Annotated in this window: 11 protein-coding genes and 1 tRNA gene; 6 read left to right on the top strand and 6 right to left on the bottom strand. The window is 41.8% G+C overall.

Features of this window, described 5'->3' with window-relative positions; all coding sequences use genetic code 11:
* The first annotated feature begins 6 nt into the window (after positions 1-6).
* On the top strand, positions 7-819 hold the full coding sequence (locus tag EHO65_RS02825; protein ID WP_135772685.1) for a thiazole synthase: 813 nt from the start codon (positions 7-9) through the stop codon (positions 817-819).
* Positions 800-1,936 (top strand): 2-iminoacetate synthase ThiH, encoded by a 1,137-nt coding sequence (thiH, locus tag EHO65_RS02830; RefSeq protein WP_135772686.1) that lies wholly within the window; start codon positions 800-802, stop codon positions 1,934-1,936. The genes EHO65_RS02825 and thiH overlap by 20 nt, the downstream gene beginning before the upstream one ends.
* A 3-nt stretch (positions 1,937-1,939) precedes the next feature.
* On the opposite strand, the gene EHO65_RS02835 is transcribed toward thiH, so the two are convergent.
* The 3 genes from EHO65_RS02835 to EHO65_RS02845 all read right to left on the bottom strand — a co-directional run bounded on the left by EHO65_RS02835 (position 1,940) and on the right by EHO65_RS02845 (position 3,695).
* Positions 1,940-2,227 carry a Cys-rich protein gene (locus EHO65_RS02835; RefSeq protein WP_135772687.1) on the bottom strand — a complete coding sequence of 96 codons (288 nt, stop codon included), beginning with the start codon at positions 2,225-2,227 and terminating at the stop codon, positions 1,940-1,942.
* 23 nt (positions 2,228-2,250) lie between these two features.
* Positions 2,251-2,324 (bottom strand) — tRNA-Met (locus EHO65_RS02840).
* Positions 2,325-2,447: 123 nt separating this feature from the next.
* Positions 2,448-3,695 carry a hypothetical protein gene (locus tag EHO65_RS02845; RefSeq protein WP_135772688.1) on the bottom strand — a complete coding sequence of 416 codons (1,248 nt, stop codon included), beginning with the start codon at positions 3,693-3,695 and terminating at the stop codon, positions 2,448-2,450.
* Between the two features lie 319 nt (positions 3,696-4,014).
* On the opposite strand from EHO65_RS02845, the gene glnA reads away from it, so the two are divergent.
* Positions 4,015-5,436: a type I glutamate--ammonia ligase gene (gene glnA, locus EHO65_RS02850; protein ID WP_100723541.1), complete on the top strand. Its 1,422-nt coding sequence runs from the start codon at positions 4,015-4,017 to the stop codon at positions 5,434-5,436.
* 253 nt (positions 5,437-5,689) lie between these two features.
* Here the strand turns inward: glnA and EHO65_RS02855 are convergent, their stop codons facing one another.
* Positions 5,690-6,448: a hypothetical protein gene (locus EHO65_RS02855; protein ID WP_135772689.1), complete on the bottom strand. Its 759-nt coding sequence runs from the start codon at positions 6,446-6,448 to the stop codon at positions 5,690-5,692.
* 238 nt (positions 6,449-6,686) lie between these two features.
* On the opposite strand from EHO65_RS02855, the gene EHO65_RS02860 reads away from it, so the two are divergent.
* Together EHO65_RS02860 and EHO65_RS02865 are read left to right on the top strand one after the other, a co-directional pair.
* A complete protein-coding gene (locus tag EHO65_RS02860; protein WP_135772690.1) occupies positions 6,687-8,615 on the top strand; it encodes an alginate export family protein in 1,929 nt (642 codons plus the stop codon).
* A 230-nt stretch (positions 8,616-8,845) separates the two neighbouring features.
* Positions 8,846-10,252, top strand: coding sequence for a cytochrome c biogenesis protein CcdA (locus EHO65_RS02865; RefSeq protein WP_135772691.1), 1,407 nt, complete (start codon positions 8,846-8,848; stop codon positions 10,250-10,252).
* Positions 10,253-10,379: 127 nt separating this feature from the next.
* Here EHO65_RS02865 and EHO65_RS02870 read toward each other — a convergent pair whose 3' ends face one another.
* Together EHO65_RS02870 and EHO65_RS02875 are read right to left on the bottom strand one after the other, a co-directional pair.
* Complete coding sequence (locus tag EHO65_RS02870; protein ID WP_135772692.1) at positions 10,380-11,342, bottom strand: prolipoprotein diacylglyceryl transferase; 963 nt, start codon at positions 11,340-11,342, stop codon at positions 10,380-10,382.
* A 71-nt stretch (positions 11,343-11,413) separates the two neighbouring features.
* Positions 11,414-12,430, bottom strand: a complete 1,017-nt coding sequence (locus tag EHO65_RS02875) for a M23 family metallopeptidase (protein ID WP_135772693.1) — start codon at positions 12,428-12,430, stop codon at positions 11,414-11,416.
* A 59-nt stretch (positions 12,431-12,489) separates the two neighbouring features.
* On the opposite strand from EHO65_RS02875, the gene pcnB reads away from it, so the two are divergent.
* On the top strand, positions 12,490-13,974 hold the full coding sequence (gene pcnB, locus EHO65_RS02880; protein ID WP_135772694.1) for a polynucleotide adenylyltransferase PcnB: 1,485 nt from the start codon (positions 12,490-12,492) through the stop codon (positions 13,972-13,974).
* Positions 13,975-13,979 lie beyond the last annotated feature (5 nt).

The raw sequence follows: 13,979 nt of genomic DNA on the forward strand, positions 1-13,979 counted from the left end.
GGAATTGTGGCGGAATCAGACGATCTAATTATCGCAGGCAGAAGGTTCAAATCCAGGCTGTTTTTGGGCACCGGCAAATTTTCTTCCGGTGTCGCTTTGGAACAAGCGATCCATTCCTCCAAGACGGAAGTGGTGACTGTTGCACTACGCAGAGTGGATTTGTCTTCAACTGAAGATGATATTCTCACCAAGATCAACCGGGAAAAAATATTACTTTTGCCTAATACAAGTGGAGCAAGAGACGCAGAAGAAGCTGTCCGTCTTGCAAGACTTTCTCGCGAACTTGGAGGGGGCGACTGGGTAAAACTGGAAGTGACTCCTGATCCAGTTTACCTTCTTCCTGATCCTATCGAAACTTTGAAAGCTGCTCAAATCCTTGTAAAAGAGGGATTTAATGTTCTGCCGTATATCAATGCAGATCCTATTCTATGTAAACATTTAGAAGATGCAGGCTGCGCTACAGTTATGCCCTTAGGTTCTCCGATCGGGACAAACCAAGGTATCCGCACCTTGGCAAATTTAGAGATTATTATAGAACAATCCAATGTGCCGGTTGTAGTGGATGCAGGACTTGGGTTACCTTCTCATGCGGCTCAAGCAATGGAATTAGGAGCAGATGCAGTACTCGTCAACACTGCTATCGCGATCGCAAAAGATCCGGCAAAAACAGCTTATGCATTCAAACTCGCTACGGAAGCGGGAAGGATCTCTAGATTGTATTCCAATTCCGGAATATCCACATCCAAAAAAGCTGCGGCCTCCAGTCCTCTCACAGGATTTTTAGAAGAAGAATCTAGAAATGTACACGGAGTTATTTGACCAAATCTCCTTCTCAGAAGCGAAGGAAAGAGTATTATCTAAATCTAAATTAGATATTGAGTCTGCGCTTCATAGTTCTCATTCCGGAAAACCTCTTAACTTCGAAGAATACCTTTCTTTATTACATCCGTCTGCTGATTCCTATTTGGAAGAAATGGCAGAATATTCTTTAGCTTGGACCAAAAGAAGATTTGGCAATACGATTTCTCTTTATATGCCGATGTATCTTTCCAATGAATGTAGATCTTCCTGCATATATTGCGGATTCAGTTTTGAAAACAAGATCCCCAGAAAAACTTTAAATGAGTCTGAGATCCGGGCCGAGTCGGAAGTTCTATACTCCAAAGGGATTCGACATCTTCTCATCCTAACCGGAGAAGACTATTCTATCACAAATTTAGAATATTTAAGATCTGCGGTAACTATTCTAAAATCCTATTTTGATTCCATCTCCATCGAAATTTATCCGATGGACCAAGAAAAATACGAGGTATTGATTGGAGAAGGGGTAGAAGGTTTAGTAGTTTACCAAGAGACCTATGATCCGGAGGTCTATTCTAAGTATCATCTACGCGGGATGAAAAAGAATATGAGATACAGACTGGATGCGCCTGATAGAGGGGGGCTTGCCGGGTTTCGTCGGATCGGAGTAGGCGCACTTCTTGGACTTTCGGATCCGTACGGAGAAATGTTCCGCCTTGCAGAACATGCATATTATCTTACAAAAAAATATTGGAGAACTACGATCCAAATCTCTCTTCCTCGCATGAGACCCGCGGAAGGTGAGTTTGATAAGGCGATCTTTGTATCTGATAGAGAGTATGTTCGCTTCTTATTTGCACTTCGTCTTTTTTTACCGGATAGCGGACTCGTTCAATCCACAAGAGAATCTATTCGGATGAGAAACCATCTTGCAGGAATGCCTATCACTCATATGTCCGTGGAATCTAGGACAGATCCTGGAGGTTATTCTGGTGGAGAAGAATTAAAACAATTCGAGATAGAAGATACTAGAAAGATCGAAGAATTTACCGAGATGTTAAGGAAGAAGGGACTGGATCCGGTCTTTAAGGATTTCGACCGGGCATTTTTTCAAGTACCCGATCGAATGAATTAGAACTTATTTTTTACCTTTATAACTACCCATCAGGCAGCTATTAAAAGCAGTACACTGTCCTGCATGAGTTTCATAACAAGAAGTAACAGCTGAATAATTTTTACGGCAGGTATTTAAACAGCCTGCTCCCACTTTTTGTTTATCTGCAGCGCTAAGTTTTTTTTGCCCTTCTACACAGTTTGTATAAAAATCACAGATCTGATTGCATGCTTGGCTTTGAGCGGAAACGGAAGAGAATCCGGCAAAAACCGTAGCGAGCAAGATTAGGGTTGCGAGGATTGTTTTTTTCATGGGTGTGTTTTCTCCAAAGGACCTAGCGACGCAGGGATTCGAACCCCGGACCTGCGGATTATGATTCCGTTGCTCTAACCAGCTGAGCTACGTCGCCGTTATTCCTAGGAAATACCTTAAAAGGTATTTACCGGTCATTTTTTTTGAAATACCGGCCTTGTCAAAGATTTCTCTCCGGGTGATTCGAAACCTTTCCTAGGCAAAACTGGCCTTATATTCTTTAATCAGACCTTTGCCCGATTAGAACGTTCCAGCTTTCGGGCGTTTTTCCGTTCCCTTTTTGTTCCGGATTTGGTAAATTTTTTCTTTCTAAGAGAAGATTTTCTAGACGAACCTGTAATGTTTTTCCTAAATTTTCCCACTCAGATCTTAGTTCTTCCGGAAAGGAAAGTTTAGAATGAGAATCTACCTGGGAGAGAAGATCTGGAATCAATTTTTCTTCTATCTCCTTCTTCCTGAGTTGGAAATGTTCTGATAGGTCTTTCTGAGAATGTGAATATTCTTGTTCCAATCTTTTAAGAAGGAATCTGTCCGATCGTCCTGAATATTTATCCAATAAATGGATGACCTTTTCTTCAAAGATCGCTTCCATTCCGAGTTCTGTTTTTGGATGAAATTCTTTTTCAGTCCATTCTTTCAATTTGTTTAAAGCGTCTTTATATTGCGGTCTCTCTTCTATCCAACGAGAAACTAACTCTTCGTATGCTTCTGCAAGGATAGAAGAGAGTATTAGAAGTTGTAGTCCGAATGAAAAATAGATCTTAGGTTTAAAAACAAATCTATTCTCGGATTCGATTTTTCCAAGCGCAGATAAAACGGAGAAGTATTTGGAATCTGCTCTTTTATATACGAACTTTTGGATCGCTTCTTCTAAGTCTGAAGAAGATTCAGAGACTAATTCGTATTCGCCTATCTCCCTGATATCTGTCAAAGATCCTACAAAAAACGCTTTGGCTAAAGAGAAGGAGGAAGAATATCTTTTTCCATTCTCTTTTTTCCCCCATAATTTCCTTTCTAATAATAGAGAATTTGAATGTTTCTCTTCTTCTTTCCAAACGATCTTAGGAATTGAATGGAGTTCTGTTTCTAAAATTTTACTTAAGTGTTCTTCGGATCTTTCTATTTTTTCCAAAACATGAATATAAGAGTCTGTTAAGCTGTTTCCTTCGGAAGTCCAGAAGCAAAGTTTATTTCCGAATAATACCGGAGGGAGCATATAGGAGAAGGTAATTGAATTTGGGAACTCTACTTGGGTGAGAACAGGATAAGAGGGAAGGGTAGATAGTAGTTTAGAAGAAGGAACCCATTCTTCCAGCGGAACTAGATAGTATTCTTCGGCTCCATTTTCCTTTGCCCATGCCAACACGGATTGAAAATATTCTTTGGAGTTTGGAACTCCTACTTGGGCATCTCGCCTGTCTGAAAAAGAAAGTTCCGATGGACTAGGCCATTTGGCAAGGGTCTGCATGGTTTCTCCCATGATTATATTTTGAGCGTAGTGTACCAAACTAGCGCAAGGCAAAGGACAGGTAGATCCAAAACCTTGGGTCTGAAAATTCTACCGAATCCATTCAATCGGAGTTTTTTACTGATTGCCTCAGGTTCAAGGATTTTTAGCCTGAGCATGGACTGCTTTTCTAGGGGCTCCTTCTTTTTTTACAAATAGGGAAGATACTTGCAAGATGGGTATTAGGATTTGGCACATCTCTTGCATAAACATAAGCAGGACACGCTTTTCGCGTGCGAATTAGAGACCCCTAGTACAAACATATAGGAGATAAGTATCAATGGCGAAAAATGCCGCAGAAGTGATCGCTTTCGCGAAAGCGAACAAGGTTCTTTTCTACGATTTCCGTTTTACGGATATTAAAGGAGCTTGGCACCACGTTTCTTACCACGTAGATTCCGTAGAAGAAGACACTCTAAAAGGACTTCCTTTCGACGGTTCTTCCATCCCTGCTTGGCAACCGATCCACAAATCGGACATGCAGTTGATCCCTGACCCAACTTCCATCTTTTTGGATCCGTTCACTGCAGATCCTACTCTTGTAGTATTCTGCGATGTTTGGGACATCTATAAGAACCAAGCTTACGAAAAATGCCCTCGTTCCATCGCTAAAAATGCGGTGAAATACCTGAAAGATACCGGGATCGGTGACACTGTTTATTTCGGACCAGAAAATGAATTCTTCCTTTTCGACGGTTTGAAAGTAAGAGACGCGATCAATATCCAATACTACGAATTAGAATCTTCCGAAGGTATTTGGAATTCCCACACTGATATGCCAGGTTCCATCAACACTGGACACCGTCCAGGAACCAAAGGTGGTTACTTCCCAGTAGCTCCAGTGGATTCTCAAGTGGATCTTCGTGCTGATATCGTTAAAACTCTTCATAAGATCGGAATGGAAACTTTCGTGGTTCACCACGAGGTTGCTCAGGCTCAAGGAGAGATCGGAGTTAAATTCGGAACTCTTATTGAAGCAGCAGATAACGTTCAAAAACTGAAATACGTTGTTAAGAACGTAGCTCATAAATGGGGAAAAACTGCAACCTTCATGCCTAAACCTCTTTACGGAGACAACGGTAACGGTATGCATTGCCACCAATCCATTTGGAAAGACGGCAAAAACCTATTTGCAGGAAACGGATACCAAGGTTTGAGCGAATTAGCTCTTAACTATACTGGTGGTGTATTGAAGCACGGAAAAACTGTAGCTGCTTTCACTAACGCTTCTACTAACTCTTATAAAAGACTTCTTCCTGGATTCGAAGCTCCTGCGATCTTAGCTTACTCTGCTCAGAACCGTTCCGCATGCGCGAGAATTCCGTTCGTTAGCGGTGAAAAAGCTAAACGTGTAGAGTTCCGCTTCCCAGATTCTTCTGCGAACCCTTATCTTGCATTTGCAGCATTGCTTATGGCAGGACTTGACGGGATCCAGAACAAGATCGATCCGGGACCACCTCGGGAAGAAGACTTGTTCGAACTTTCTCTGGACGAGATCCGCGAGAAAGGAATCCAACAAATGCCTCACACTCTTAGAGAAGCAGTTGAGCATATGTTGGCTGGTAAAGAAATTTTCAAAAAAGGAAACGTATTTACCGAAGAGTTCATCCAAACCTACAAAGCTTATAAATTCGAAACTGAAATTTGGCCTTGGGAAGGACGTCCTCACCCATTCGAGTTCCTTACTACTTATTCTTGCTAATCGTAAGAATTCAGTATGGATTAAAAAACCCCGGATTGATTCCGGGGTTTTTTGTTTTATAGGTTCGGTTCGCACGGAGGCCACCGAGTTCACGGAGATTTAACGAAGATAAGATCCTTAGCGTCTTTGCGCCTTTGCGTGAACCCAAAAAAAATCCTAAAACAATTTTCACGCGAAGCCGCGAAGAAAAGAAGGTTCCGCTTATAAAGCGCTCTGTGTTCTCAGTGCCTCTGTGTGAAACTTTTTCGTTCTATTAAGGGATCTGATCTAAATTAGGCTTATCTGCTTCGGGGTATTTGGCCAGATAAGCGCCAACCGTTTCTCTCTTTTTAGTAAGCCGCTCTCTATGATCTGAAATGATCTGTCCGAAATCCAACTTACCGGTGATGATCTCGTATCTTTCCGTTTCTATAGTTCCTAGATCCAGATCATAATCTATTTCAGAGGCCTGGTCTGCGTATTTTCTGGAAGCTTCCCAATAAGGAATAGCTTCTTTGTAGAATGAATCCGCCACCTCGAAGGATTGTTTGAGCTCATGGGCAAAATCTAAATTATAAAAATATAAATGCCTTTTATCGAATTGGGAAGCGATCCTCATATAGGATCTCATGATCTGAAGATTCATGTGCATGAAGATTAGAAGTCTGTATTTATGATATTCTTCTTCATTCGTTACTCTGCAGAGTGCATTCCTCGGATGTCTAAATCTTTTTTGTAAGCCGGCTTTTAAGAAGAATATATTCCTTCTGAGTTCATTTTCTTTATAATGAAGTTTGAGCCCATACATCTCGTAATAGTCTTCTAAAAACTTTGGTTCCCATTTATGGAGTTTATAGGGAACCCAGTCGGAAAACTTGGTATATACACCATTCTTCTCGTATTCGTAATTATAGTCCAGGTCAGGTTCCGTGCTGATTGAGACCGGGATTGGATTCAATTTTTGTAATGTAGGGGAGAATAGCAGAAAAACTAGGATCCAGACCCGCGTTATGTGTCTTATTCTTCTCTGCATTCTATTTTATCCTATCGGTCTTTCTCGCCAATCCTGGAAGGGAAAAGAAGTTTCGAAAAATTCTACTTTAGCAGAGGTAGTGACAATTTGTCATTATATCTGAGTAGTTTCGAGTTTAAAAAAGCGACTGTGGGTCAAAAAAACTAGGAAAATATCAAATAAATTGTTTACAAAATCTGCTAAACTCCGATTTATATCCGCTATATTGGATTTTAATCCAAAATAAGGGACTCCCCATATGTTAAAAAATACACCTGCAAACCGACAGAGTCGGAACAAAAAATATTCACTTTTGCCGGTTAGACTACTTTTGTCTTTCGGACTTTTAGGATTAGGAACTCTTTGGGCCCAAGGGGTAGAACCTCCAAAACAAGAAACGGTTACTCAGGCTGACACAACTCCTGCGAAACCTACTGCTACCGAAGAAAAAACTTCTGCTCCTTCTACCCAAACTCCTGCTGCAACTGCGACTCCAACTGCGGAAACTAAGGATAAAGACAAGGAAAAAGATAAAGCTCCTGCGGTTCCTTACAAAAGTCCCTGGAAAGGTAAGTTAGACGGGGAATTACTTGGGACTTTACTCTTAACTCCTGAGCACCAGGATTCGGTCAAAAAAAGTTCCAATCTTTGGCTCACCGATAACCTTCGTTTCGGTTTACAGATCCGTCCTAGATTCGAAAATTTTAATAATCAAGATTTTGATAAATCCACAAATGATTCCAAAAACTACGTTACGCAAAATAGCCAGTTTTGGACTCTTTTGGATATCAATGAATCCTTCGCAGTAAAATTGACCATCCAAGACACTCGTCTTTACGGACAATATAAAGACCCGAGTGGAACTGGATACGGTCCAACTTCTTTCACAAATTCTATTGGGACTGCATATGCCCCGGGTAGCCAGGTCCCAGTAAAAAATAATACGGATATCCGAGAAGCTTATGTGATCTGGAAGGATTTTCTTCCTTATACAAAATTGTATTTAGGTCGTCAGGTTTTCTCTTATGGAGATTCCAGGATCATCGGTGCTCGTAACGATAGCCAGATCGGTAACTCTTTTGATGGGGTTAGAGTCGCATTCGATACTAAGACTTGGTCCACTCATGCAGGTTACACTGTTCTTGCAGAAGAGAGTAATGGTCCGAACGGATTTGTAACTGCAAACAGTCAGAAAGTTGGCGGAGCAAAAGCTCTTAACGATACTTATCTTGCTTTCTTGTACAATACTTGGAAACCTTCTGAGGAATTGGTAGTCGATCTATATGAGATAGGTGTTATCAAAAAATATAATACTACTACGGCTACCGGCCCTCTTGTGGATCCGAATGAAAGAACAAACGGTAGAGACAATCTATTCACTACAGGTATTCGTTTGAGTAATAGGACAGCTTCCGGTAGAAGTCTTCCTGCAGGTAAATCCTGGGACTGGGGTTTAGAATATGCAGCTCAAACCGGAAGTACCGGCCAAACAATAGACGCCTCTTGGGATACTTTGAATACAACCATAGGATCCGGAACGAACAAACATGCCGCTTATAAGGAAACCGTTCAGCATGACGCTTCCTTCTTCTTGGCTCAAACAGGTTATACTTATAAAGGTTTCCGTGTGGGAGTTCAATTCGCAAGAGCCTCCGGTGACCCTAACCGTGCTGATGGAAAATCTGCAACTTGGGATCCTTTATTTGCTACAAGATCCGGTGGATTCCCATATTTCGATTCGGGGAACGGTATCGCAAACGCTGCATTCTGGGCGAACGTAAGAACTTCTTCCGTTCATATCCAATACTATGATGATACCTGGGGAAGATTCATTTTCGCAGTTTATGATATTCGTAAGGATAAAGTCCAAGATGCTTGGTATGACGGTAATCGAAACGCGGTCAGTGGTAGCACCGGATACGATGCAAATGGAGACTTCCTCGCGAACAAGACTGTTACTGGAAGTACCGAAAACTATGCCAATAATCCTTTCCTGAAAAATTGGCAACCTGGACATAGACTTTTGCTGGAATATGACCTGATTTATATCAAGAAGATTAACGATTACTTCTCGATCTGGGCAGGAGCCACTGTTCTTTATGCGGGAGATGCGATCAAAAACCAAAAACAATTCAATCTAGATAGAAATAGTACTTATTTCTCACTCACTCTTCAGTTCGCCATCTGAGGTAGTCATTCCTCTCATGCCCGGTCTTTTTTTAGAAAAGGATCGGGCTTTTTCCGTCCTTTCTACCTTTCTGCTTCGTCCAAACAAGTACGGATCAAATCCAGGGGTATCCTTCCAGGAATTCAGGATTGACCATACTTTTAGAAATCGCAACTTGGTTTCGAGGTTATGGGGCCGATAATGAATCTTAGGAGAAAGACAAATCCTGTTTAGGTCTAATCGTCCATCTCATGAAGAAAATTCGGATCCTTCTCTCCTCAACGTTTGGCCTAAGAGCCGGACTTCTAATATTCTTCTTTTTCCTAACTAGCTCCTTACATGCCCAGTCCCAGGTAGTTTCCGAATCCTGGATGTCCTCTCTCAACAAATGGTTGGAGACAGGAATTTCAGGTTCAGAGTTTGGATTCCATTCCGCGATCTTTCTGATCCTGGGAGGACTTTGCGCAAGTCTTCTTCCTTGTGTATACCCTTTGTATCCGATCACTGTAGGGATCATACAAGCAAGGGGAGAAACTGCCACGAACAAAATGTTCCACCCGTTGGTGTATTATGCCGGCTTGGCATCTATGTATTTTTGTTTCGGGCTCGTGGCAGGAGTTTCCGGTGGAGCATTTAATACTGTTCTAAGATTTCCGGGAACCAATCTATTCTTAGCCGTAATTATTTTCTTACTAGGACTTGCTTCATTAGGAATTTTGCATTTACCAATTTTCCCCGTGAAAGAGTGGAAAGGTTGCCAAGGCTGGAAGGGAACTTTCCTTTTGGGAATGGGAGCAGGTTTTCTTTCCTCTCCTTGTGTTGGTCCGATTGTAGTTGCAATTCTCATTCAAGTGACTGCAGGAGTCCAAAGTATAACTGTTTATTCTTTAGCGGTTTCCGCATTCAAGATGGCATTATTCGGTCTCGGTTTAGGATTGCCTTTTTTATTTTTAGGTGTATTCGGTCTTTCTCTTCCTCGCGGGGGTAGATGGACCAGATGGATACAGATCGTTTTAGGATTTGTGGTCTTCTACTTTGCTTGGTCTTATTATAATAAAGCGATGCAATTATGGTCTGTTCCATTTGATTTAAGCCTCGGGATCTTGGCTGCCGCTCTTGGTGTTTTGGCTACGGCATATTTTTACCAGCCAGCATCTATTCTTCGCACAGAAAGGATGAAGAAGGCATTACTTCTTACAGGACTGATTTGTTCTAGTGCGATCCTCATTCGACTTGCCGGTTGGGGAACCGTTCCAGGCGGGATCAAGAAGGATGTGGTAGAAGAACATGGAAATCTAGAGTGGCATAGAATTTCCGATACGGCATTCGAGACTGCTCGCACGGAAGACCGGTTGGTGTTTGCAGATTTTTATGCAGATTGGTGTTCTAATTGTAAAGCTTTCGAAGAGTTAACTATATCCGATCCGAATTTGAACCAGGCACTCGGCAAAACGATCCTTCTGAAAATCAGGGACGATGATAAGGATTTTTTAATATATGAGAATGATCCTAGATTTCCTGAATTAAAAATTGGTCTTCCTTTCTTTGTGATCTTCTCTCCAGATGGGAAGGTTCTTTTTAAAACTACGAATTATTTGAATACTGCAGATATGATCAGAACGATCAAAGGCGAGAAGTTCCACGCCTCAGGTGAGTAGTGTAGTCTCGCACAGAGCTCACGGAGAACACAGAGAGTTTGTGAGTAGCAATGTAGGAATTCCCACATGCTTCTTAATTCATCCTCTGTGACCTCGGTGTCCTCCGTGCGAAACTCTTTTGAGGTAATTAAGCTGGGACCGGTTCCTTTTCCCAGAGTTTCCATTTCACTAAGAAATATAGACCGACTAGTATGATCGCGATCGATACGTACTGTGATTGGGAAAATCCATGCCAGTAATATCCGTTTAAGAAGGTAGTCGTTTCTCCATTTGCTCCTGGAATATTGGATTGCACAGGTGGATCGAAGAAAGGGATCACTGCCTTATTCACTCTTAAGAATTCTATCGCTAATCTTGCAAGCCCATGAAGGATTAAATACTGTGCGCCTAAACTGAACTTTTTGAAGTTTTGGAATCTTGCCCATTTTTGAAAGTAAATGAAGAATAGGAAAGATACAACTGATTCCATAACTGGAGTATTCCAAACGGGAACACCACTTGGAACCGCACTTGTCGGCCAGTAGGTGAATGTTAAAAGAGGAATGTCTGTGTGAGTTGCAAATCCGTAACAGCCGTCCCCAGAAACAAAACATCCTAATCTACCAATCGCATAACCTAATGCCATACTCGGAATTGTAGCGTCCAAGTATGCTTTTACATCCAATTTGTTTTGGATCATATATAGGCTGATGAATAAGATCCCGAAAAGGAATCCTCCGTAAAAGACCAAACCGCTTCCTGAAAATAAACTGGACCAAAGCCCAGGACGACCAGGGAAACCATCAAAGTGGGTGAGTGGGTAGAGATACTTTCCATCAAAGCCAGGGGTATCTACGAATACTTGGTCCCAGATCTCGAAGATAAAAAATATCTTAGCACCTACGAATGTTCCAAAAACTCCTAAGATCAAAAGCCAATCTGCATGAGCCGGCTCCAGATGTTTTCTTTCTAATTCCTTAGGTAAAAAATAAGAAGCCGCCAGAAAGGCGATCACTACTAAAATACTGAATGTGGAAATTCCTTCCCAGCCGCTGCTGATGTATTTCTGGACGAAAGGTACTAGTCCGGGAATATCTATGACTTTATACATGTTTCCTTCTTTGGATCTTTTTTCCCTTATATTCGTTCCCCGAATCGGGAAAGTTTCGGAGAGATTAAAAATTATTCCATATTCACGAATTCAGCCGGGTCCATAGGAGGATCATAGCCTATATGGACTTCATAATGCACGTGAGGTCCCGTGGCCTTTCCTGTGGAGCCTACATTTCCAATATGCTGGCCTCTTGTGACAATCTGTCCTTTTTCTACAAAGACCACGGAGCAGTGCCCATACACGGTATAAAATCCATTCAAGTGATTGATACGAATACTTTTTCCGAGTCCGCCTGCTGATTGTCCATTGTCTTCTATCACACCTGGAGCTGTAGCATATATTGGAATTCCTTCGCCGGCAGCAAAGTCTATACCCGAGTGGAATTCTCCCATCTCTACTAAACCGAATGGATCCACCCTTCCTCCAAAAGTAGAAGTCACAAATCCTACTCCAGGTTTTAAGGGACGACCTCTAGGCATCGCGTATAGAATGGATTCTCTTTCTTCCAAATAATCGAATGCGTTTTGGAAGGCATGTTTGATCTTGTATAATTCAATGTTTCTTTCTGCAAAACCTTCTACTGTATCAGAATATAAATCCATGTTAGTCGAAGATTCAGGAACATTCTTCTTCAGGCTAAATTCAGGTACATAATCGAAGGTGAGAATTCTTTTCCAAGGAACTTCTTCCCAAGCAACTAAGTTTAATTGTTCTGTTTTCTTTTCTAAACCGGAAATTTCTTTCTTCGCGTCTTTGAGAAGAGAGTTATAATAAAGAAATAGCCCGACATTATTGTCAGTCTCTCGGATCAACTCTCGATTTGGTACAAAGAAGAAGTTCATGTACACCACGAATGCACTTGCGAGTAGAAAAAGTAGGACTGAAAGTACTCCTAAGAACGCAGCCATGAAGACACTCAGCTCTACATTCAGCACAGCTTCGTGATCGTGAGGTACGAGCAGGAAAGAAATTTTGCGAGACCCTTTTTCTTTGATTTTTAGCCAGGAAGAACGGAAGCGAAGATACTTGATCTTCAGCCTTTCTGCGGCTCTGGGGCGGTCTTCGAACTTTGCCTCGTTGTTCATAGATTTTTACTTGCAGGTAGGGGTCCGACGGGGATTATAGGACTTAACTATCCCATCATATGAAATTTCTGTCCAATCTCTTCAAGAAAAAAATAGGATCCGTCGACGACATTCTTATTTATCCGGAGGGAAAGAGGTTTTATAGGGATTCACATCCGATCCGCAAGACCATGATCGACGAGGATGCGGTAAAGATCATCCACCGTCTTCATAAATTTGGATACAAGGCCTATATCGTGGGCGGAGGAGTTCGGGACCTTCTTTTGGGACGCAAGCCAAAAGATTTCGACGTAGTCACCAACGCCACTCCGAATCAAATTAAAAAAATCTTTAATAACTGTCGGATCATCGGTCGCAGATTTAAGATCGTTCATATTCTTTTCAAAGGAAAGGTGATCGAGGTCAGTACTTTTCGTTCTCTTCCCGAACATCGTTTTGAAAAACCTGTAGAAGATCAGGATTATCTGATCAAACGAGATAATAAATTCGGAACTCCGCAGGAAGATGCTGCGAGAAGAGACTTCACGATCAACGCGTTATACTATGATATCCGTAATGATTCCATCGTGGATTATGTAGGCGGATACGAAGATATCCAAAGCAGACAACTCAGAGTGATAGGAAATCCGGACATCTCATTTAGAGAAGATCCGGTCAGAATGTTGCGTGCAGTAAAATTTGCAGTACTTCTTGGTCTTAAAATAGACAAGGGAACTTCCAAATCTATTAAGAAGAATGTACACGAGTTGGAAAAGGCTTCTTCTTCCCGTATGTTGGAAGAATATAATAAAATTTTCCGCACCTGGAGAACTTCTCTTATTTTCCAAGGTATGGCTCAAAATTCCCTGCTCGAAGTCCTACTTAAGGAAGCGTTCGAAAGAGAGCGCAGGAAAAATCCCGACTTCGGAGAGAAGTTTTTGGAGACCCGAGTTGGGAAACGTCTGGCGATTGCGGACAAACTTCTTACAGAAAGAGAAGAACTCACTCCTCAGATATTTTATGCACTTTTATTTTCCGACCTTGCGGAAGAGTCTTTAACTAAGAAGAGTGGGGGGCACCTGGTTGCCTCCTTAAAACAATCTTTGGAGCCTATTTTCGAGAGACTAGGAACTCCTAAAAAAGATAAGGAAAGACTGATCAAGGTATTTGCGTCTCAAGAAAGATTTACCCATATCGAAGACGATAAAGCTTCTCAAAATAATTTTTTCCGTAAGAAAGACTTCTTCTACGACGCGTTTTACGTTTATAAGATCAATGCGATCGCGGATAATAATGATAAGGCCCTACAGTCTGCATTCTTCTGGGAAATCTCTCTCCGTAAAAGGCCGGTTCTACCAAACAGTATTGGCGGCGGAGGAGGAGGCAGAAGAGAAGGCGGCCAACAACAGGGTGGACGTCCAAACCGAAATCGTAAAGAAAGAGAAGGCGGTGGCGGTCGATTCAAAGATCGTAATAAAAAAGGCGGCCGTCAAAACGGAGAACAGTCTAAACCGCAACAATCTGAAACAAGTTCAGAAGATTCCGATTTTAACGAATCGGATTGATATTG

The sequence above is a fragment of the Leptospira andrefontaineae genome (assembly GCF_004770105.1).
Lineage (GTDB): Bacteria > Spirochaetota > Leptospiria > Leptospirales > Leptospiraceae > Leptospira_B > Leptospira_B andrefontaineae.